The organism is Aquincola tertiaricarbonis (genome assembly GCF_023573145.1).
GTDB lineage: Bacteria > Pseudomonadota > Gammaproteobacteria > Burkholderiales > Burkholderiaceae_C > Aquincola > Aquincola tertiaricarbonis_B.
On the sequence record NZ_CP097636.1, the window covers coordinates 1,048,606 to 1,069,779 of the forward strand.

15 protein-coding genes are annotated in these 21,174 nt (G+C 69.0%); 7 read left to right on the forward strand and 8 right to left on the reverse strand.

Annotation, left to right across the window (positions count from 1 at the left end; genetic code table 11):
• Nucleotides 1–2 precede the first annotated feature (2 nt).
• On the reverse strand, nucleotides 3–1,322 hold the full coding sequence (gene gabT / locus MW290_RS19070; RefSeq protein ID WP_250199271.1) for a 4-aminobutyrate--2-oxoglutarate transaminase: 1,320 nt from the start codon (nucleotides 1,320–1,322) through the stop codon (nucleotides 3–5).
• Between the two features lie 141 nt (nucleotides 1,323–1,463).
• On the opposite strand from gabT, the gene MW290_RS19075 reads away from it, so the two are divergent.
• From MW290_RS19075 to dut, 4 genes are read left to right on the forward strand one after another with little or no spacing between them, the layout of a single operon-like run.
• Entirely contained in the window at nucleotides 1,464–2,885 is a 1,422-nt protein-coding gene (locus tag MW290_RS19075; protein WP_250199272.1) for an aminotransferase-like domain-containing protein, read from the forward strand.
• Between the two features lie 18 nt (nucleotides 2,886–2,903).
• Nucleotides 2,904–5,543: an alanine--tRNA ligase gene (alaS, locus tag MW290_RS19080; protein ID WP_250199273.1), complete on the forward strand. Its 2,640-nt coding sequence runs from the start codon at nucleotides 2,904–2,906 to the stop codon at nucleotides 5,541–5,543.
• Nucleotides 5,543–6,769, forward strand: a complete 1,227-nt coding sequence (gene coaBC, locus MW290_RS19085; protein ID WP_250199274.1) for a bifunctional phosphopantothenoylcysteine decarboxylase/phosphopantothenate--cysteine ligase CoaBC — start codon at nucleotides 5,543–5,545, stop codon at nucleotides 6,767–6,769. Before alaS ends, coaBC begins: the two co-directional genes overlap by 1 nt.
• Complete coding sequence (gene dut / locus MW290_RS19090) at nucleotides 6,766–7,215, forward strand: dUTP diphosphatase (protein ID WP_250199275.1); 450 nt, start codon at nucleotides 6,766–6,768, stop codon at nucleotides 7,213–7,215. Before coaBC ends, dut begins: the two co-directional genes overlap by 4 nt.
• 185 nt (nucleotides 7,216–7,400) lie before the next feature.
• Here the strand turns inward: dut and MW290_RS19095 are convergent, their stop codons facing one another.
• Nucleotides 7,401–7,925 carry an FKBP-type peptidyl-prolyl cis-trans isomerase gene (locus MW290_RS19095; protein WP_250199276.1) on the reverse strand — a complete coding sequence of 175 codons (525 nt, stop codon included), beginning with the start codon at nucleotides 7,923–7,925 and terminating at the stop codon, nucleotides 7,401–7,403.
• A 67-nt stretch (nucleotides 7,926–7,992) separates the two neighbouring features.
• On the opposite strand from MW290_RS19095, the gene MW290_RS19100 reads away from it, so the two are divergent.
• Nucleotides 7,993–9,156, forward strand: a complete 1,164-nt coding sequence (locus MW290_RS19100; RefSeq protein WP_250199277.1) for a JmjC domain-containing protein — start codon at nucleotides 7,993–7,995, stop codon at nucleotides 9,154–9,156.
• A gap of 644 nt (nucleotides 9,157–9,800) precedes the next feature.
• Here the strand turns inward: MW290_RS19100 and MW290_RS19105 are convergent.
• On the reverse strand, nucleotides 9,801–10,247 hold the full coding sequence (locus MW290_RS19105; RefSeq protein ID WP_250199278.1) for a DUF192 domain-containing protein: 447 nt from the start codon (nucleotides 10,245–10,247) through the stop codon (nucleotides 9,801–9,803).
• Nucleotides 10,248–10,389: 142 nt separating this feature from the next.
• Here MW290_RS19105 and icd point away from each other — a divergent pair, with 142 nt between their 5' ends.
• Entirely contained in the window at nucleotides 10,390–11,643 is a 1,254-nt protein-coding gene (icd, locus tag MW290_RS19110) for an NADP-dependent isocitrate dehydrogenase (protein ID WP_250199279.1), read from the forward strand.
• 36 nt (nucleotides 11,644–11,679) lie between these two features.
• Here icd and MW290_RS19115 read toward each other — a convergent pair whose 3' ends face one another.
• Genes MW290_RS19115 through MW290_RS19130 form a run of 4 tightly spaced genes read right to left on the reverse strand, consistent with a single transcriptional unit; the run spans nucleotide 11,680 to nucleotide 18,283 of the window.
• The gene (locus tag MW290_RS19115; protein WP_250199280.1) at nucleotides 11,680–14,148 is read right to left on the reverse strand and encodes an efflux RND transporter permease subunit; all 2,469 of its coding nucleotides are present in this window, start codon (nucleotides 14,146–14,148) and stop codon (nucleotides 11,680–11,682) included.
• Between the two features lie 44 nt (nucleotides 14,149–14,192).
• Complete coding sequence (locus MW290_RS19120) at nucleotides 14,193–15,188, reverse strand: WD40/YVTN/BNR-like repeat-containing protein (protein WP_250199281.1); 996 nt, start codon at nucleotides 15,186–15,188, stop codon at nucleotides 14,193–14,195.
• A complete protein-coding gene (locus MW290_RS19125; protein WP_250199282.1) occupies nucleotides 15,188–16,555 on the reverse strand; it encodes a DUF1329 domain-containing protein in 1,368 nt (455 codons plus the stop codon). The genes MW290_RS19120 and MW290_RS19125 overlap by 1 nt, the downstream gene beginning before the upstream one ends.
• An 18-nt stretch (nucleotides 16,556–16,573) precedes the next feature.
• Complete coding sequence (locus MW290_RS19130; protein WP_250199283.1) at nucleotides 16,574–18,283, reverse strand: DUF1302 domain-containing protein; 1,710 nt, start codon at nucleotides 18,281–18,283, stop codon at nucleotides 16,574–16,576.
• A 256-nt stretch (nucleotides 18,284–18,539) separates the two neighbouring features.
• Here MW290_RS19130 and MW290_RS19135 point away from each other — a divergent pair, with 256 nt between their 5' ends.
• A complete protein-coding gene (locus MW290_RS19135; protein WP_250199284.1) occupies nucleotides 18,540–20,396 on the forward strand; it encodes a sigma-54-dependent Fis family transcriptional regulator in 1,857 nt (618 codons plus the stop codon).
• Here the strand turns inward: MW290_RS19135 and MW290_RS19140 are convergent.
• On the reverse strand, nucleotides 20,380–21,015 hold the full coding sequence (locus tag MW290_RS19140; RefSeq protein ID WP_250199285.1) for an NAD(P)H-dependent oxidoreductase: 636 nt from the start codon (nucleotides 21,013–21,015) through the stop codon (nucleotides 20,380–20,382). The genes MW290_RS19135 and MW290_RS19140 overlap by 17 nt on opposite strands.
• Nucleotides 21,016–21,174 lie beyond the last annotated feature (159 nt).

Sequence of the window (21,174 nt, forward strand, 5' to 3'; positions counted from 1 at the left end):
GCTCAGGCCACGGCGGCGAAGCTGTCGGCCAGCACCTGCAGGCCTTCGTCGATCAGCGCGTCCGAGGCGGTCAGCGGCACCAGGATGCGGATCACATTGCCGTAGCTGCCGCAGGACAGCAGCACCAGGCCGCGGCGGGCGGCTTCGCGCACCACGCGGCCGGTGAGGTCGGCGTCGGGCTGGTGCACGTCGCCGTCCTTGCCCAGCTCCAGCGCCACCATCGCGCCCAGGCCTCGCACGTCCACCACCGCCGGCACCTTGGCGGCGATGGCGCGCAGGCCGGCGCGCAAGCGCTCGCCCAGCGCCTGGCTGCGCTGCAGCAGCTGTTCCTGCTCGAACACTTCCAGCACCGCCAGCGCGGCGGCGCAGCCGATCGGGCTGCCGGCGTAGGTGCCGCCCAGGCCGCCGGGGCCGGGCGCGTCCATCACGTCGGCACGGCCGATGACGGCCGAGATCGGGAAACCGCCCGCCATCGACTTGGCGCTGGTGATCAGGTCGGGTGCCACCGGCCATTGCTCGCACGCGAACCAGGTGCCGGTGCGGCCGGCGCCGGTCTGCACCTCGTCGGCGATCAGCAGGATGCCGTGCTGGTCGGCCAGCTCGCGCAGGCCGGCCACGAAGGCGGCCGGCGCCTCGTAGAAGCCGCCTTCGCCCTGCACCGGCTCGACGATGAAGGCCGCCACGCGTTCAGGCTCGATGTCGTTCTTGAACAGCAGGGCCACCGAGGCCAGCGCGTCTTCCACGCTGATGCCGTGCAGCGGGTTGGGGAAGAGGGCGTGGAACACCTCGCCCGGGAAGGGGCCGAAGCCGGTCTTGTACGGGGCCACCTTGCCGGTCAGGCCCAGCGTCATCACGGTGCGGCCGTGGTAGCCGCCGGTGAAGGCGATCACACCCGGGCGCTTGGTGTAGCTGCGGGCGATCTTGACGGCGTTTTCCACCGCCTCGGCGCCGGTGGACAGGAGCAGCGTCTTCTTGGCGCCTTCGCCCGGGGCCAGCGCGGCCAGGCGCTCGGCCAGTTCCACGTACGGTTCGTAGGCCACCACCTGGAAGCAGGTGTGGGTGTAGAGGTCGAGCTGGGCCTTGACCGCCTCGATGATGCGCGGGTGGCAGTGGCCGGTGTTCAGCACCGCGATGCCGCCGGCGAAGTCGATGTAACGCTTGCCTTCCACGTCCCAGAACTCGGCGTTCTCGGCGCGGGCGATGAAGATCTCGTGCGCCTGGCCCACGCCACGCGGCACCGCAGCGCGGCGGCGGGCCATCAGCTCGGCGTTGGTGGACGCGGTCTTGACCAGGGACGTCATCAGGTCGGGTTCGCTGTGCATGGGGTGTCTCGCGGCTGGGAGCAGGGGGCGTTCGTGACTTTAGGCACGGCCCGCGGCGAATACCATGTACATCGCGTCATCGTCGGCAGTGCACTGTGCTGGCGGTGCGCCCCATACACACTGTCCCCAATACGGTGCACCGTGATCACCCTGAACCCTGAATCGCGAACGCCGCTGGTCACGCAGATCGTCGACGGCTTCCGGCAACTGATCACCGACCAGACGCTGCGCGGCGGCGCCAAGCTGCCGTCCATCCGCGCGCTGGCGGCGGCGCATTCCATCAGCGTCTTCACCGTGGTGGAGGCCTACGACCGGCTGGTGGCCCAGGGCTGGGTGGTGTCGCGCTCCAACGCGGGCTTTTTCGTCAAGCGCCGCGCCACCGACACCGCCGCCCCGGCCGCTGCCGAGGCGGACGGCGCCGACCCGCGCTTCGACGCCCGCTGGTACCTGCGCCACATCTTCGAGAGCCGCAACCTGGAGCTCAAGCCCGGCTGCGGCTGGCTGCCCAACGGCTGGCTGTTCGAGGACGGCGTGCGCCGCAGCCTGCGCCAGCTGGCCAGCGAAGGGGTGGAGCTGGGCGGCTACGGCCTGCCGCACGGCCACATGGCGCTGCGGGTGCTGATCGCCGAATCGCTGGCCGAGCGCGAAGTGACGGCCGCCGCCGGGCAGATCCTGCTCACCCAGGGCTCCAGCCAGGCCTTCGACCTGGTGGCGCGCGGCCTGGTGCGCCCCGGCGACACGGTGATGGTGGACGACCCCGGCTACCCCAACCTGATGTTCATGCTGCGCTTCCTGGGGGCGCGGCTGGTGGGCGTGCCGCGCGCGCCGGGCGGCTACGACCTGGCCGCCTTCGAGGAGCTGCTGGCCGCACATCGGCCCAAGGTGTTCTTCACCCAGCCGCGGCTGCAAAGCCCCACCAATTCGGTCGCGCCGGTGGCGCAGTTGTTCCAGCTGCTCAAGCTGGCCGACCAGTACGGCCTGACGGTGGTGGAAAACGACATCTACGCCGACCTGGACCCCGAGCAGCGCCCCTCGCTGGCCAGCCTGGACCAGTTGCGGCGGGTGGTGTACGTGGGCAGTTATTCCAAGACCATCTCGCCCAACATCCGCGTCGGTTACCTGGCCGCGCGCGGTGAGCTGCTGGAAGACCTGGCGCAGCTGAAGATGGTCTCGGGCCTGACCTCGTCCGACATCACCGAGCGCCTGGCCTTCGGCGCCTTGTGCGAAGGCCGCTGGCGCAAGCACCTGAAAAGCCTGCGTGACCGGCTGGCGCAGGCCCACGAAGGCGTGGCCCGCCGCCTCACCGACCTGGGCTTCGAGCTGTTCAGCGAGCCCAAGGCCGGCATGTATCTGTGGGCTCGCCACCCCGACCTGACCGACTGCATCGAGCTGTCGCAGCAGGCTGCGGCCACCGGCATCCTGCTGGGGCCCGGCCACCTGTTCCTGGCCGAGCCGCGGCCCACCGGCTGGCTGCGCTTCAACGTCGCCTTCAGCGACGATGAGCGGCTCTACCGTTTCCTCGACCAGCAGATCCGCCTGCATCACCCGGGCGCTGCCGCCTGACCGGATAAAATTTACAAGATGAAAGCCTCCGACATCCGCGCCACGTTCCTGAAGTTCTTTGAATCGAAGGGGCACACCATCGTGGCCTCCAGCCCGGTGGTGCCGGGCGACGATCCGACGCTGCTGTTCACCAACGCCGGCATGAACCAGTTCAAGGACGTGTTCCTGGGCTTCGACAAGCGGCCGTACAACCGCGCCACCACTGCGCAGAAGTGCATCCGCGCCGGCGGCAAGCACAACGACCTGGAAAACGTCGGCTACACCGCGCGCCACCACACCTTCTTCGAGATGCTGGGCAACTTCAGCTTCGGCGACTACTTCAAGAAGGACGCGATCAGCTACGCCTGGGAACTGCTGACCGAGCACTTCAAGCTGCCCAAGGACAAGCTGTGGGTCACCGTCTATTCCGAGGACGACGAGGCCTACGAAATCTGGAACAAGGTGGTGGGCGTGCCCGCCGAGCGCATCGTGCGCATCGGCGACAACAAGGGCGGCCGCTACATGTCCGACAACTTCTGGATGATGGGCGACACCGGCCCCTGCGGCCCGTGCACCGAGATCTTCTACGACCACGGCCCCGAGATCGCCGGCGGCCCTCCGGGCAGCCCCGATGAAGACGGCGACCGTTACATCGAGATCTGGAACAACGTCTTCATGCAGTTCAACCGCACCGAAGACGGTGTGATGCATCCGCTGCCCAAGCCCAGCGTCGACACCGGCATGGGCCTGGAGCGCGTGACCGCGGTGCTGCAGCATGTGCACAGCAACTACGAGATCGACCTCTTCGTGGCGCTGCTGGCTGCGGCCAAACAAGCGGTTGACGCCGCCGGCGCCGGCGACTGCGACAAGGACAGCCCGAGCCTGAAGGTCATCGCCGACCACATCCGCGCCTGCTCGTTCACCGTGGCCGATGGCGTGATCCCCGGCAACGAAGGCCGCGGCTACGTGCTGCGCCGCATCGCCCGCCGCGGCATCCGCCATGGTTACAAGCTGGGCGCCCGCAAGCCCTTCTTCCACACCCTGGTGGCCGCGCTGACCGAGCAGATGGGCGAGGCGTACCCCGAGCTGCGCCAGCAGCAGGCCCGCATCACCGAGGTGCTGAAGCAGGAGGAAGAGCGCTTCTTCCAGACCATCGCCAACGGCATGGAAATCCTGGACGGCGCGCTGGCCAAGCTGCAGGCCCAGGGTGGCGGCGCACTCGATGGCGAACTGGCTTTCAAGCTGCACGACACCTACGGCTTCCCGCTCGACCTGACGGCCGACGTCTGCCGTGAGCGTGGCCTGTCGGTGGACAACGCCGGCTTCGACGCCGCGATGAACCGCCAGCGCGAGCAGGCGCGCGCCGCCGGCAAGTTCAAGATGCAGGCCGGCCTGGAATACAGCGGCACGCCCACCACCTTCCACGGCTACGAAGAGCTGTCACACGACGGCGCCAAGGTCACCGCGGTGTACGTGGACGGCACGCCGGTGGCATCGGCCCGCGCGGGTGACGATGCGGTGATCGTGCTCGACCACACGCCGTTCTACGCCGAAAGCGGCGGCCAGCATGGCGACACCGGCGAGCTGCGCAACGCCACCAGCCGCGTGCTGGTGGAAGACACGCTGAAGGTCCAGGCCGACGTGTACGGCCACCACGGCCGCATCGTCGAAGGCGAGATCAAGGTGGGCGACGTGCTCGCCGCGCGTGTGGATGCCGAGCGCCGCGCCAAGACCATCCGCAACCACAGCGCCACCCACCTGATGCACAAGGCCCTGCGCGAGGTGCTGGGCGGCCACGTGCAGCAGAAGGGCTCGCTGGTCACCGCCGACCGCACGCGCTTCGACTTCGCGCACAACGCGCCGCTGACGGCTGAGCAGATCGCGCAGGTCGAGGCCATCGTCAACGCCGAGATCCTGGCCAATGCCGACACGCAGGCCCGCAGCATGGGCATCGAAGAAGCGCAGAAGCTGGGCGCGATGATGCTGTTCGGCGAGAAGTACGGCGACACCGTGCGCGTGCTGGACATCGGCAGCAGCCGCGAGCTGTGCGGCGGCACCCACGTGCGCCGCACCGGCGACATCGGCCTCTTCAAGATCGTGGCTGAGAGCGGCGTGGCCGCGGGCATCCGCCGCGTGGAAGCCGTGACCGGCGACAACGCGCTGGCCTACCTGCAAGGCCTGGAGCACACCGTCGACCACTTGGCCGCCACCTTGAAGGTGACGCCCACCGAGGTGGGCACGCGGGTGAACGCGGTGCTCGACCAGGTGCGCAGCCTGGAGAAGGAACTGGCTGCGCTCAAGGGCAAGCTGGCTTCGGCCCAGGGCGACGAGCTGATGTCGCAGGCGGTGGACATCAACGGCCTGAAGGTGCTGGCCGCGCGGCTGGAAGGCGCTGACGCCAAGACGCTGCGCGAGACCATGGACAAGCTCAAGGACAAGCTCAAGACCGCCGCCATCGTGCTGGCCGCGGTGGACGGCGACAAGGTGCAGCTGGCCGCCGGCGTCACCGCCGACAGCGTGGGCAAGCTCAAGGCCGGCGAGCTGGTGAACTTCGTCGCCCAGCAGGTGGGCGGCAAGGGCGGCGGCAAGCCCGACATGGCCATGGCCGGCGGCACCGACGCCAGCAAGCTGGCCGGTGCGCTGCAATCGGTGCGCGGCTGGGTGGCTGAGCGGGTGTAATGCCTGAACGCCAAGACCTCGCCGGCCGCCACATCCTGCTGGGGCTGTCCGGCGGCATCGCCAGCTACAAGTCGGCCGAACTGGTGCGCGAGCTGTCGCGCGCCGGGGCCACCGTGCAGGTGGTGATGACCGAAGCCGCCGAGCACTTCATCACCCCGGTGACGATGCAGGCGCTGTCCAACCGGCCGGTGGTCACCAGCCAGTGGGACGCGCGCGAGCCCAACAACATGGCGCACATCAACCTCACCCGTGAGGCGGATGCGATGCTCATCGCCCCGGCCAGCGCCGACTTCATCGCCAAGCTGGTGCAGGGCCGGGCCGACGACCTGCTGAGCCTGGCCTGCCTGGCGCGGCCGATCGAGCGCTGCCCGCTGCTGGTGGCGCCGGCCATGAACCGCGAGATGTGGGCCCACCCCGCCACCCAGCGCAACGTGCGCCAGCTGGTGGCCGACGGCGCCACGCTGCTGGGCCCCGGCGCCGGCGACCAGGCCTGCGGCGAAGTGGGCGACGGCCGCATGCTGGAAGCGGTGGAGCTGTGCGAGGCGATGATCGCCTTCTTCCAGCCCAAGCTGCTGGCCGGCCGCCGCGTGCTCATCACCGCCGGGCCCACCTTCGAGCCGATCGACCCGGTGCGCGGCATCACCAACCATTCCAGCGGCAAGATGGGCTTCGCGCTGGCGCGCGCCGCCCAGGAGGCGGGCGCCCAGGTCACGCTGGTGGCCGGGCCGGTGCACATGCCCACGCCGCGCGGCGTGGCCCGGCTGGACGTGCAGACCGCCCGCCAGATGCATGCCGCGGTGCTGCCGCTGGCGCCGCAGCACGACGTGTTCATCGCCACCGCGGCGGTGGCCGACTGGCGGCCCGACACCACTGCCGACCAGAAGATCAAGAAGCAGGGCGACAGCCGTGTGCCCACGCTGGCCCTGACCGAAAACCCCGACATCCTGGCCGCGGTGGCGGCCTTGCCCCAGCGGCCCTATTGCGTGGGCTTCGCGGCCGAGAGCGAGCAGCTGCTGCAGCATGCCAGCGAGAAGCGGCTGCGCAAGAACATCCCGCTGATCGTCGGCAATCTGGGCCCGGCCACCTTCGGCCGCGACGACAATGCGCTGCTGCTGGTGGACGAACAAGGCCACCATGACATTCCCCACGCCGACAAGCTGACGCTGGCCCGCGCCCTGGTGCGCGAGATCGCCGGCCGCATCGGCCAGCCACACACCCCCGCATGACCGTCATCGATGTGAAAGTGCTCGACGCCCGCATGGCCGAGCAGATGCCCGCCTACGCCACCCCCGGCAGCGCGGGCCTGGATTTGCGCGCCTGCCTGGACGCACCGCTGGTGCTGGAGCCGGGGCAGGCCGCCTTGATTCCGACCGGCCTGTCCATCCACATCGGCGACCCCGGGCTGGCTGCGATGCTGCTGCCGCGCTCGGGCCTGGGCCACAAGCATGGCATCGTGCTGGGCAACCTGGTGGGCCTGATCGACAGCGACTACCAGGGCCCGTTGATGGTGAGCTGCTGGAACCGCGGGCAGCAGACCTACACCGTGCAGCCGCTGGAGCGCATCGCGCAGATGGTGATCGTGCCGGTGGTGCAGGCCAGCTTCCGCCGTGTCGAGAGCTTCGACGCCAGCGAGCGGGGCACCGGCGGCTTCGGGTCGACCGGTACGGCCTGAGCAACGTTCAGCCGCCGGGCCGCCCCAAGGCTGAACGCGCCCCCCTGGGGGGCAGCGAGCGCAGCGAGCTTGGGGGCCGAATGTTCAGCCGCCGGGCCGCCCCAAGTCTGAACGCGCCCCAAGGGTCCAAAGGGCCCTCTTGCAAGGGCCGGGGCAGCGAGCACCAGCGAGCTTGGGGGCTGTCGTCAGTGCAGCCCGGGCGCGGGCGGCGCAGAAGCCAGCACGCTGAAGGCCGACGACTCGTTGACGCTGCCGGCCTCGATCTCTTCTTCGGTCGCGGCACGCACGCCGCGCACCGTGAGGTGCAGGCGCAGCGCGATGCCGGCCAGCGGATGGTTGGCGTCCAGCACCACCTGCGAGGGGTAGACCTCGGTCACGGTGTAGATGGCGTCCTGCGGCATCTCGGGTGTGGTGGCGCCTTCGGGCAGGCCTTCGAACTGCATGCCCGGTTCCACCTCGTCGGGGAACAGCGCACGGTCCTCGAAGCACACCAGGTCGGCGTCGTAGTCGCCGAAGGCATGTTCAGGCTCCAGGTGCAGGTGCACTTCGTAGCCTTCGGCCTGGCCGGCCAGGGCTTCTTCCACCTTGGGCAGCAGGTCGTCGCCGCCAAAGAAAAACTCGACCGGCTCATTCAGTTCGTCGATGGCCTGGCCTTGGGTGTCGGCGAGTCTCCAGGTCAGGGAGACGACGCAAGGGGCGTTGATCAGCATCGCAGGATGATGTCACAACCCGATGGACGCGCCGGAGGCCCCGGCGGCCGGCGGCGACAATCGGCCGATGCTCATCGACCAAGCTCTGCCGCTGCTGGGCGGCCTGTCTCCCGCGCAGTTCATGCGCCGCCACTGGCACAAGAAGCCGCTGCTCATCCGCCAGGCGCTGCCCGGCGTCGTGCCACCCGTCAGCCGCGCCCAGGCCTTTGAACTGGCCGCCCGGCAAGAGGTGGAGTCCCGCCTCATCGTGCACCAGCAAAAGCCGGCCCCCCGCGGCAAGACGGCCTGGAAGCTGCGGCACGGCCCCATCGCCCGCACCGCGCTGCCACCGCTGAAGACGCCCGGCTGGACGCTGCTGGTGCAGGGCCTGGACCTGCATGTGCCCGCCGCGCACGAATTGCTCAAGCGTTTCCGCTTCGTGCCCGAGGCCCGGCTGGACGACCTGATGATCTCGTACGCCACCGAAGGCGGCGGCGTGGGCCCGCACCTCGATTCGTACGACGTGTTCCTGCTGCAGGTGCAGGGCCGGCGCCGCTGGCGCATCGGCCCGGTGGTCGACCGCACGCTGGTGGACGGCGTGCCGCTGAAGATCCTGGCGAACTTCGAGCCGCAGCAGGAATGGGTGCTGGAGCCCGGCGACATGCTGTACCTGCCGCCGATGTGGGGCCATGACGGCGTGGCCGAGGGCGGCGAGTGCATGACCTGCTCCATCGGCTTTCGCTCGCCCAGCCGCGGCGAACTGGCGCGCGACCTGCTGCAACGCCTGGCCGACATCGCCGCCGACGGGGCCGACGATGAAGATCCGCGGCAGACGCGGCTTTACCGCGACCCGTCGCAGCCGGCCACGGCCGAGCCCGGCCGGGTGCCGCCGGCGCTGGCCGACTTCGCGGTGCAGGCGGTGCGCGAACTGCTGGACGACCCGCAGGCCCTGGCGATGGCCGTCGGCGAGACGTTGAGCGAGCCCAAGTCCTCGGTGTGGTTCGAGCCGGGCGAGCCCTTGCCGCAAGACACGGCGGTGCAGCTCGATGCGCGCAGCAAGATGCTCTACGACGACCGGCACGTGTTCATCAATGGCGAGAGCTTTCGGGCCGGTGGCCGCGATGCAAAGCTGATGCGCAAGCTGGCCGACGATCGGCAATTGAGCAACGCGGATGTGGCACGTTTGAGCGCCGAAGCCGTCGGTTTGCTGTCGGAGTGGGCGCGGGCGGGGTGGGTTCGGCCGTTGGTGTGATCCGCGAAGGGTCATGCAAAGGCCGAGCGGGCGCGCCTGTTGCCCTGTGGGGCTGAGGCATGAACGCACGGCACCGGTCAGAACCCTCATGGTTGAGGCAATTACGCAACGTTCGGTTGCGGCCTTGGTCAGGTACCCGACCGGTCTCTAGGGAACTCCCTTACTCCTCGTATACTTGCGGGCTAGACAAAGGGACAGCTCGAGCGTTCCTTGTCTTGGGTGGCGTGCAGTTCTGTTCGCCCCATGACCAGTAATTGTTCGACATACAGATTCGAGGACACAAATGAACAAATCGCTCCTGTTGGCTGCCCTGTTTGCTGGCGTTGCCCTGACCGCTTGCGGCAAGAAGGAAGAAGCTCCGGCCCCCGCCCCGGCTCCCGTGGAAGCCCCGGCTCCGGCCCCCGCTGCTGCTCCGGCCGCCGCTGACGCCGCTTCGGCTGCTGCCGACGCCGCTTCGGCTGCTGCTACCGCCGCTTCGGCCGCCAGCAACTGATCCAGCGCGATCCGTTCTGCAAGAAGCCGCCCTCGGGCGGCTTTTTTGTTGGCCCCCAAGCTTGCTGCGCTCGCTGCCCCTGACCCTTGTGAAAGGGCCCTTCGGACCCCGGGGGCGCAGCCGCCCTCGGGGCGGCCCAGCGGGCGGCTGTTTACTTCTTGAACGGCGCGCCCGAGATCTTCGAGCCCGGCTTGATGCCGCGCTTGGCGAACCAGCCCTGGTTCATCTCCAGCGCATAGCGCACCGGTTGCTCCGAGCAGTGGCTGTCCAGCTTCTGCGGCTGCATGTCGGCAATGTTCACCACCGTGCCGTCATCGGCCAGGAACGCGATGGACAGCGGCAGCAGCGTGTTCTTCATCCAGAAGCAGCGCGTGGCGCGCTCGTCGAACACGAACAGCATGCCGTCGGTCACCGGCATCTCCTTGCGGTGCATCAGCCCGATCTGGCGCTGCTCCTCGGTCTGCGCCACCTCGGCCTTGATGTTGTACATGCCCGCGTTCAACGGGATGCTGGGCAGGCGCTGCGGTGCATCCTGTGCCCAGACGGTGGCGCTGGTGGCCAGCATCAGCGCGGCCACCGCCCTTCGTGTCAGCTTCATCGGTCAAAGTCCCATGGCGATCTGTCGATGCGCGATGGTAGCGAGGGCGCATTGCGGCCCCGCGAACCGTGGTTGACAGAGAGCCTGAACTAGAATCGTTCGGAGTTTTCCTCCCTGTTTTTCAACCCCGGAGCCCCTTTTCATGTACCAGCACATCAAAGTGCCCACGGGCGGCCAGAAGATCACCGTCAACGCGGACTTCTCGCTCAACGTGCCCGACGAACCGATCATTCCCTACATCGAGGGCGACGGCACGGGCTTTGACATCACCCCGGTGATGCTCAAGGTGGTGGACGCGGCGGTGGCCAAGGCCTACGGCGGCAAGAAGAAGATCCACTGGATGGAGGTGTACGCCGGCGAGAAGTCGACCAAGGTGTACGGCCCCGACGTGTGGCTGCCGGAAGAAACCCTGCACGCCGTGCGCGACTACGTGGTGTCCATCAAGGGCCCGCTGACCACGCCCGTGGGCGGTGGCATCCGCAGCCTGAACGTGGCGCTGCGCCAGGAACTCGACCTGTACGTGTGCCTGCGGCCCATCCAGTACTTCAAGGGCGTGCCCAGCCCCGTGAAGGAACCGGAAAAGACCAACATGGTCATCTTCCGTGAGAACTCGGAAGACATCTACGCCGGCATCGAGTTCGAAGCCGAAAGCGACAAGGCCAAGAAGCTGATCAAGTTCCTGCAGGACGAGTTCGGCGTCAAGAAGATCCGCTTCCCGAACACCTCGGGTATCGGCATCAAGCCCGTGTCGCGCGAAGGCACTGAGCGTCTGGTGCGCAAGGCCATCCAGTACGCCATCGACAACGACAAGCCCAGCGTGACCATCGTGCACAAGGGCAACATCATGAAGTTCACCGAAGGTGGCTTCCGTGACTGGGCCTACGCGCTGGCACAGAAGGAATTCGGCGCCGAGCTGATCGACGGCGGCCCGTGGTGCAAGTTCAAGAACCCGAAGACCGGCAAGGACATCGTGGTCAAGGACTCCATCGCCGACGCCTTCCTGCAGCAGATCCTGCTGCGCCCGGCCGAGTACTCGGTGATCGCCACGCTGAACCTGAACGGTGACTACGTGTCCGACGCGCTGGCCGCGCAAGTGGGCGGCATCGGCATCGCCCCGGGCGCCAACCTGAGCGACTCGGTCGCGATGTTCGAAGCCACCCACGGCACCGCACCGAAGTACGCCGGCAAGGACTACGTGAACCCCGGTTCCGAAATCCTGTCGGCCGAAATGATGCTGCGCCACCTGGGCTGGACCGAAGCCGCCGACCTGATCATCAGCTCGATGGAGAAGTCCATCGCGTCGAAGAAGGTCACCTACGACTTCGCCCGCCTGATGGAGGGCGCGACCCAGGTGTCGTGCTCGGGCTTCGGTCAGGTGATGATCGACCACATGTGATGACAACAGGCGCGCCTCGCGGCGCGCCTGCTTCGCTCACCCGGCCCTCGGACTTGCTTCGCAAGCCGGGGGCTTTGTCTTTTCTGCGTGGCCCGCGTGGGCGGCCTGCGCCGCCGCCGGCTTGAGCAGCACGCGCGCCAGGGCCGGCAGCAGCACCAGGGCGCCGACCATGTTCAGCAGGAACATGAAGGCCAGCAGGATGCCCATGTCGGCCTGGAACTTGATGGGCGAGAAGGCCCAGGTGCCCACCGCCAGCGCCAGCGTGATGCCGGTGAGCATCACCACCCGGCCGGTGAACTGTAGCGCATGCTGGTAGGCCGCCGACAGGCTGTCGCCCGCGCGCAGGCGCGCCAGCATCACGCTGAGCACGTACAGCGCATAGTCCACACCGATGCCCACGCCCAGCGCGATGACCGGCAGCGTGGCCACCTTCACGCCCATGCCCAGGCCGACGATCAGCGCCTCGCACAGGATGGAGGTGAGCATCAGCGGCAGCACCGCCACCACCACCGCCCGCCATGAGCGGAAGGTGAACCAGCACAGCAGCAGCACCGCGCCGTACACCCACAGCAGCATCTCGCGCATGGCCTGCTTGACCACGATGTTGGTGGCCGCGTCGATGCCGGCGCTGCCCGCGGCCAGCATGAAGCGCACGTCGGCCGTGTTGTGCTGGGCGATGAAGCCTTCCACCTCCTGCACCACGCGGTCCAGCGTGGCCGCCTTGTGGTCCTTCAGGTAGACGTACAGCGACAGGAAGGAGCAGGCCTGGTTGAACAGCTCGCGCGGCGCCCGCGTCTGCACGCCGCCCAGCGCGCTGTCGTTGGGCAGCAGGTCGTACCACTTCAGCTGGCCTTCGTTGTAGCCCACCATCGCCAGCTTGGAGAGGGCGGCCATCGAGTTGGTGGCCTCCACGCCCGGCAGCTGCTCCAGCTGCCAGGCCAGGCGGTCCACCTTCTCCAGCGTGCCGAAGCGGGTGCACTGGTCGTCGGGCGTGGCCACCATCACGGTGAGGATGTCCACGCTGGCCGCGTACTCGCGCTGCATGAAGGCGTTGTCGAGGTTGTAGCGGCTGTCGGCGCGCAGCTCGGGGGCGCCGGGGTCCAGGTCGCCGATCTGCAGCTGCAGGCTCACCGCATAGCCGGCCACCGCCAGCACCGCGGCGGCGCCCAGCGTGCAGGCCGCCGGCTTGCGCTGGGTGAACAGGTCCAGCCGCTGCCACAGGCTGCGGCGGCCGGCCGGTGCCGCGCTCAGGGCCGTGGTTTCCATGCGCAGTGCGCGCTGCGCCGCCGCCGGATTGACGCCCACGTACGACAGCAGGATTGGCAGCAGCACGAGGTTGGTGACGATCAGCATCGCCACGCCCAGGCTGGCGATGACGGCCAGGTCCTGGATCACCTCGATCTGGATCAGCAGCAGCACCGCGAAGCCCACCGCGTCGCACAGCAGCGCGGTGAGCCCGGCCACGATGAGGCGGCGGAAGGTGTAGCGCGCGGCCACCACGCGGTGGGTGCCGCGGCCCACGTCCTGCATGATGCCGTTCATCTTCTGGGCGCCGTGGCTCATGCCGATGGCGAAGATGAGGAAGGGCACCAGTACCGAGTACGGGTCGAGCTGGTAGCCCAGCAGGGCCAGCAGGCCGAACTGCCACACCACCGCCACCAGCGAGCACACCACCACCAGCGTGGTGCTGCGCACGCAGCGGGTGTAGCCGTAGAGCACCACGCTGCAGATCACCAGCGCGCCCGCGAAGAAGCCCAGCACCAGCCGCATGCCTTCGATCAGGTCGCCCATCACCTTGGCGAAGCCGGTGATGTGGATGCGCACATGACCGTCGTTGCCGTAGCGCTCGCGCAGCGATTCGAGCTGGCGGCCGAGCTGGCCATAGTCCAGCGCCTGGCCGGTGCGCGGGTCTTTGTCCAGCAGCGGCACGAACACCAGGCTGGACTTGAAGTTGGCCGCGACGATCTGGCCGATCTCGCCCGAGCGTTCCACGTTGGCGCGCACCTCGGCCAGCGCCTCGGGGCTGCCGTCGTAGCTGTCGCCGATCACGGTGTTGCCGTCCAGGCCCTCTTCGGTCACCGCCACCCAGCGGGTGTTGGCCGTCCACAGCGACTTCATGAACGGCCGGTCGACGCCGGGCAGCAGGTACAGCTCGTCGCTGATCTTCTGCAGCGTGGCCAGGTAGTCCTTGTCGAAGATGGTGGCGTCAGGGCCCTCCGCTTCCACCGCCACGCGCAGGGCCGTGCCCTGGCCGGCCAGGTTGCCCTTGTTGGCCAGGTAGTTGGTGATGTACGGGTGCTTGGTGGGGATGGTCTTTTCGAAGCTGGCGTTCAGCTGCAGCCGCAGGGCCTGCCAGCCCAGCAGCAGCGTCAGCAGCGCGCACAGCGCCACCACCCACGCGCGGTGGTTGAACAGCAGCCGTTCAGCCAGGCCGCCCGAGCGGGTGTCGAAGTCTTCGAGACGGGCAACGACGGGCTGCTCGTCCAGGGAAGTGGAAGGGTTCAAACCGGACTCCGGTAGACGTCAAAAGGGGTCGAAGGGCTGCCGGATCAGCGGGGAGCCAGGCGCTGCATGCCGCGCAGCGTGGCGATCACCCAGGCGCCGTCGGCGGTGGGCGCCAGGCTGGCGGCGGGCATGGGGGCAGGCGCCGGGCTGCGCACGAAGCGCTGGCCGTCGTCGCTGCTGCGCTGCAGGTCGCCGGCCTGGTCGAGCAGCACCACGCTGCCGTCGGCGGCCTGGGCGCTGGCGGTCAGCGTGGCCTGGCTGTCGGTGCCCAGCGAGCTCCATTGCAGGCCGCCATCGGTGGAGCGGAAGGCGTTGCCGCGCAGGCCATGGGCGATCAAGGCGCCCGAGCGGGTGGCCAGCAGCCCGAACCAGCTGCCCTTGTAGGGCGAAGGCAGCGGCGCGAAGCGCTCGCCGCCATCGTCCGACTTCAGCAGCAGGCCCTGCTCGCCGGCGATGACGATGCGCCCCTGCGTCCAGCGCACGGCATACAGGTGGTTCTTGCGCGGATTGGCCTCGGCCAGCGGCAGCTCGGCCCAGTGCGCGCCGCCGTCGGTCGTGGCATAGGCCAGGCCATAGGCGCCCACCGCGATGGCGCGCTGGTCGTCGGCGACGGCCAGGTCGAAGAAGGGCCGGTCCAGGCCGCCGGTGGCCTGGCCGTCGAACTGCTTGGTCCAGTGCTCGCCGCCATCCTGCGTGTGCAGGATCACGCCCTGGTGACCCACCGCCCAGCCGCGGCGGGCGTCGACGAAGCGCACCGCCGTCAACGACACCCGCACCGGCGTCGGCGCCTGCCGCCATTGGCGGCCGTGGTCGTCGGACAGCAGCACGATGCCGCGCTCGCCCACGGCCACCAGGCGGTCACCCGCGCGGTCCACGCCCAGCATGGCGGCGGTGACCGCCTTGGCGCTGAGCAGCGCGGGCTCGGCCAGCAGCGGCGGCGCCGACGGGGTGGCCGGTGCCGCAGTTGGTGCCGCCAGCACCATGGCCTGCGCCACCAGCAGGCCGCTGGCCACGGCGGCAAGCAGTCTGCCGGCGGCCATCACCGCGTGCCCTCGTTGGCCAGCTCTTCAGGGCTGAAGAAGGCGCGCGGAATGCTGGGCACCGGCTTGTACTGCGTGGGCAGCTCGTTCGACGCCATGTTCAGGTAGTAGGCGCCGGTCTGCAGGTCGTAGCCGCCCCACAGCATGTTGCCGATGACGGCGGGGATGTCCGGCGCCGTCAGCATCAGCGCGAAGTTGGTCCGCCACAGGTCGCCCTTGGCGTCCCAGCCGTCGAACAGCACGATCTGCCAGCTGTCCTCGTCGATGTAGTACTTGCGCTTGGGCACCACGTGGCGCTTGCCGGCGGCCAGCGTGGCTTCCACCTCCCACACGCGGTGCAGCTCCCAGCGCACCAGCGCCGGGTTGAGCGTGCCCGGTTGCACCAGGTCGGCCACCTTGGCGCCGGCGGCGCGGTTGTTGTTGTAGGGGACGTACAGCTCCTTCTTGCCCACCAGCTTCAGCTCATGCTTGTCGATGGGGCCGAAGAGGTTGAAGGCTTCGTCGAACAGACCGATGCCGCTGGTCACCGAGTCGGGTGTGTCGTAGGCCACCGAAGGCGCCTTGCGCACGCGCCGCTGGCCCACCAGGTATTGCCAGATGCCGCGTGGCTTGCCGTTGTTGACCGCGTCGTGCGCCAGGATGGCTTCGCCGGCCTTGGAGCCCGGCTCGCTGACCACGAACTTGCCCAGCGAGTAGTAGCCGTCGAAGCTGTCGAGGCTGCCTTCGGGGTCGTAGTACTGCTTGCGAAAGCTCTGCGTGCCGCCCGAGGCCATGGTGCGCTTGCCGTCGCCGGTGACCACCCACACCCGCACCGGCGCCTGGACGTAGCTGCCCAGCCAGGCCAGCCGGTGGTTCTGCATCACTTCGTAGCCGTCCTTGGGCAGCGGGAAGGGCGTGCCGCCGTAGGCGCCTTCGGTGCCGTGGCCGCCATCGACCAGCGTGGCGCGGGTGGCGTTCTTGAAGGTGTTGTCGTACACCCACTGCGGCGCGGCGGCCGTGCGGTGGCTGGGATAGACGTCGATGCGGAAGTCGGGGTACTTCTTCATCAGCGCCTTCACGCCGTCGCTGAGCTTGTCGGCGTGCGCGTCCATGTTCTTGGCGTTGATGGACAGCACCGGCTTTTCGCCCGGGAACAGGTCGGGACGCGGGTCGCCGCTCTTGTAGCCGGCCGGTGCCTTGGTCAGGCCGCCGGTCCACGCGGGAATGCTGCCGTCCTTGTTGCCGGCCTTCTCGGCGCCCAGGGGCGTCAGGCTGGTCTTGAGCTTGGCGGCTTCATCGGCGGTGACGGCGGCCAGCGTGGGCAGGGTGGCCGCTGCCAGCAGCGTGGCCAGGGCGGCGTGGGCCAGGGGGGAAAGGCGTCGGGTCATGGGTCGGGCTCCGGAAGGTCAGAAGGTGCGGGAGACGCTGAAGCTGAGGTAGGCACGGTCCTTCAGCGATTGGCCGAAAGTGAGCTGGCGGGGGCTGGCCTCTCCGGGCACCCGGGTTTCGGTCAAGGTCTTGGCGGAACCGAAGTAGTCGGTCCAGGACATGGCCACGTTCCACTCGTTCTGCACCTTGGCCTTCAGGCCGATGCTGATGTCGCCGGCCCGCGAGGCACCGCCCGCGAAGTTGGTGACGGCGGACGAGCGGCCGGCGAAGTTCCAGCCCAGGGCGATCGGCACCGACAGGTCGACGCCGGGCAGCACCTGGAAGTACTGCGGCTCGAACAGCACGCGCGCGGCCCAGGCTTCACGTGTGGTGTTGGGGTCCAGACCACCCAGGCCGCTGTTGCTGCCGTCAGGGTTGGCGAAGATGTCCTTGCTGACCTTGAGCGTGCGGTTCCAGGCGATCTCGGCCAGCAGCGCGCCGCCTTGCCACAGGCTGCTGGGCTGCAGGACGTAGATGCCCGACAGGTTCAGGTGCGCGGTGCGGCCCACGGCGTAGCAGGGGCTGGCGTCGCGGTTGTCGCAGCGTTGCACCGGCCCCGGGCCCAGCACCGCGGGGTCGCTGTTGAGCGGCGCGTTCCAGCGCAGCGAGCCTTCCAGCGCCCAGTTCAGCTGGCCGACCGACGAGGTGACGCTGGCCCCCAGCGTGCGGATGTCCTTGCCGTAGGCGATGTGGGTGTTGCCGTTGACGAAGTCGAACACCGGCACCGCGGGTGTCTTGTCGTGGTACTGCGCGGCATAGAAGCCGAACTCGTAGGCGCTGCCGGTGGGGCTCCAGCGCAGCTGCACGCCGCCCTGGCCGCTGTTGCGCGGCTCGGCGTTGCGGGCATCGTCGGCGTACAAGGTGTTGGGGCCGAAGTTCACGCTGCCGGTGCCCACGTAGTCCTGGTTGCTGAAGTAGCTGCCGACGCCCGGGATCTTGCTGGGCCGCCACTTGAGCTGGTAGTAAGCGCCCAGCGACACGCCTTCGGCCACCTGCAGCGAGCCGCTGATCTGCTCGACCGGCAGCAGCACTTCCTTGAACTGCCAGCCCGGCACCGAGACGATGCGGGCCACGTCCACCGGGCCTTGCGCATTGGCGATGCCGTTCTGGCCGAAGAACAGGCTTTCGCCCCACTGCAGCGCCTGCTTGCCCACGCGCAGCGTGCCCTTCATGCCGCCCAGGTCGCCCTTGGCGTAGACGAAGGCGTCGAGGATTTCCTGGTCGCGGCCGTGCTGGCGGCGCGTGGCGCGCAGGAACTCGTTCTGTGCGCCGCCCTGCGCGACGTTGGCGGTGGGCACGATGGTGCCGGGGGGCGCCCCCACCACCTGGGCGCCGGTGTTGTCGTTGCGGCCCAGGTAGGCCTGGTCGCGCCAGGCGCTGGCGCTGAGCCGGCCGCCGAAGCGGGGGCCCGACACGTCCAGCTCGGCCAGCAGGTCGAGCCGGTTCGAGATGAGGCCGCGGCGGAAGTTGCGGTCGCCGTCGTCCTCGTTGATGGTGCCCGGATCGACCGCCGGGTTGAAGGCGGTCAGGGCCGGCGACGGGTTCTTCAGCCGGTAGCCCAGGCTGTACTTGGGTGTCAGGTCCAGGCGTACCTTGGTCTCCGAGTCGGGCGGGCTGAGGTCGAAGGCCTGGGCGGCGGGCAGCGCAAGCGTGGCTGCCAGCGCCACGGCGGTGCGGCGATGGATCATGGATGTCTCCTCCTTGGGGGTTCGAAACCGGGCCGGGGTCCTGCGCTACAGCGCAAAGCAGGTGCCAGTGCCGCGGCGCCAGCGGCGGCGGGTGCTGCAGCAACACGCGGTTTCAGAGGGAAACCAGGGCCTGACTCAGTACTTGCCCCAGGTGGCCGGCACGGGTCCGTCTTCGGGTTTGCCAGCAGGCTTGGAAGTGCTGAATTCGTGAAGACTCCGCGCCTGGCGGAAAGGCCGCTGCATCAATTGAGAAACCATGAGCAAACCGCCGCGCATATCGCTGGCCGAGGTGGAACGTCAGACCGGCGCGATGCTGCGGCGCGGCGACAGCGCGCACTTCGACTTCGGCGCCGGCCTGCCGCCGACGCTGGCCGACCTCACCGAGTCGCTGTTCTTCTCGCCCGGCGACGGCCGCATCTGGCTCAACGACCAGCGCATGGTGTTGATGCACAGCTCGGCCATGGGGCACTTGCGGCGCGAGCTGATCGACACGCTGGGCCTGCACCGGGCGCGTGGGCTGCTCACGCGGGCCGGCTATGTGGCAGGCGCCCGCGACGCCGAGCTGGTGCGCCAGCGCTGGCCACAGGCCGATGCGGCCTCGGTGTTCATGGCCGGCACGCGGCTGCATGCGCTGGAAGGCATGGTCAAGGTCACCCCGCTGACCTTCGACTTCGACATCGACCGCGGCCTGTACGAAGGCGAGTTCCTGTGGGAACACGCCAGCGAGGACGACGAGCACATCTCCGCCTATGGCCTGGGCACCGAGCCGGCCTGCTGGTCGCAGGTGGGCTATGCCTCGGGCTACGTGACCACGCTGTTTGGCCAGCTGGTGGTGTTCCGCGAGATCGAGTGCCGATCGATGGGTGCCAGCGCCTGCAAGGTGATCGGCCGCCATGCCGCCGCCTGGGGCGACGTCAGCGAAGACCTGCGCTACCTGCAGGCGCGCGACTATCGCGAGCTGGGCAGCGACAGCGGCGAGGCTGCCGCCCCGCCGGCACCGGCGCTGCCCAAGGGGCGCTCCGCGCCGGGCGGCCGCCGCAGCCGCGCCGAAGAGGAGGACAAGCATCCGCTGGTGGGTGCGTCGTCGGCCTTCAACTCGGCCTGCCACCAGCTGGCACGGGTGGCGCCCACCCAGGCCACGGTGCTGTTCACCGGCGAATCGGGCGTCGGCAAGGAGGTGTTCGCGCGCCGGCTGCACCGCATCAGCAGCCGGGCCGACCAGCCCTTCGTGGCGGTGAACTGCGCCGCCATCCCGGAGACGCTGATCGAGTCGGAGTTGTTCGGTGTGGAGCGTGGCGCTTTCACCGGCGCCAGCCGCTCACGCGAGGGCCGCTTCGAGCGGGCACACGGCGGCACGCTGTTCCTCGACGAGATCGGCACCTTGAGCCTGGTGGCCCAGGGCAAGCTGCTGCGTGCGCTGCAGGAAGGTGAGATCGAACGTGTGGGTGGCACCCGCACGCTGCAGGTGGACGTGCGCCTGGTGGCGGCCACCAACGTCGACCTGCAGGCCGAGGTGCGGGCCGGGCGCTTCCGGGAAGACCTGTTCTTCCGGCTCAACGTGTTCCCCGTGCACCTGCCGCCGCTGCGTGACCGGCGCGACGACATCCCGCTGCTGATGAACCACTTCCTGGTGCGGGAGTCGGCCCGGCATGGCCGCACCACGCGCGGCTTCACGCCCCGGGCGGTGCGCGCGATGCTGAGCTACGCCTTCCCGGGCAATGTGCGCGAGCTGCAGAACCTGGTGGAGCGCGGCGTGATCTCGGCCGAGGAGGGCGGCTCCATCGACGTGCCGCACCTGTTCCGGCGCGAGCAGCTGTCCGACGAAACCCTGCTGGCCATCGGGGCCCACGGTGCCTTGTCGGCGCCCAAGGAAGAAGCGCCCGCGCCGCTGCTGCAGGCGGTGCGCCAGGTGCTGGCCAGCCCCGGCCTGCACGACGTGGAAGGCCAGCTGCTGCGCGAGGCCTTGAAGGAGTGCAACGGCAACGTGGCCGCTGCGGCGCGCCTGCTGGGCCTCAGCCGGGCCCAGTTCGCCTACAAGCTGGGTCGCACCGCTGCGCCAGCCCGGCCCCGCAGCCGGCGCAAGCCAGCGAGTGTGGTCAAGCCACTTCCGTGACGAAGTCCTTGCGCGCGCGGCGCACCTTCTTCAGGTTCACCAGCCAGTCGCCCTCGGCGGCGCGATGGCCCAGCGGCAGCAGGATCACGCTGCGCAGGCCCTTGGCCTTCAGGCCCAGGATCTCGTCGACCTTCTCGGGCTCGAAGCCTTCCATCGGCGTGGCGTCCACGCCTTCGGCGGCAGCGGCGATCAGCGCGGTGCCCAGGCCGATGTAGGCCTGGCGGGCGGCGTGCGCGTAGTTCACCTCGGGGTCGCGCGGCACGTAGCCGGCCAGCACCTTCTGGCGGTAGGCCTCCCAGCCTTCATTGCGGAAGCCGCGCTCGTCGTTCACCAGGTCGAAGGCGTCGTTGATGCGCTCGGCGGTGTAGTTGTCCCAGGCGGCGAACACCAGCAGGTGCGAGCCTTCGGTGATCTGCGCCTGGTTCCAGGCCACGGCCTGGATGCGGGCACGCAGCTCGGGGTTGGTCACCACCAGCAGGTGGTAGGGCTGCAGGCCCGACGAGCTGGCCGACAGGCGCACCGCCTCGACGATGCGCTCGACCTTGTCGGCCGGCACCGGCTGCGCGGGGTTCATCTTCTTGGCGGCGTAGCGCCACTTCAGCAGGGACAGGAGATCCATCGTTGTTTCCGCAAGTAAGGGTGTGAGGGTCGGCGCAGGCCAGCCACCGCCCAGGGGCGCGATCGTATAAGGGTTAGCCCGAGGCTGCAGGCGCCAGCGGCGAAGGGCCCACCTACAAGAAGAAACAAACGGCCGGGACTACTTTTCGATTCCACCGTT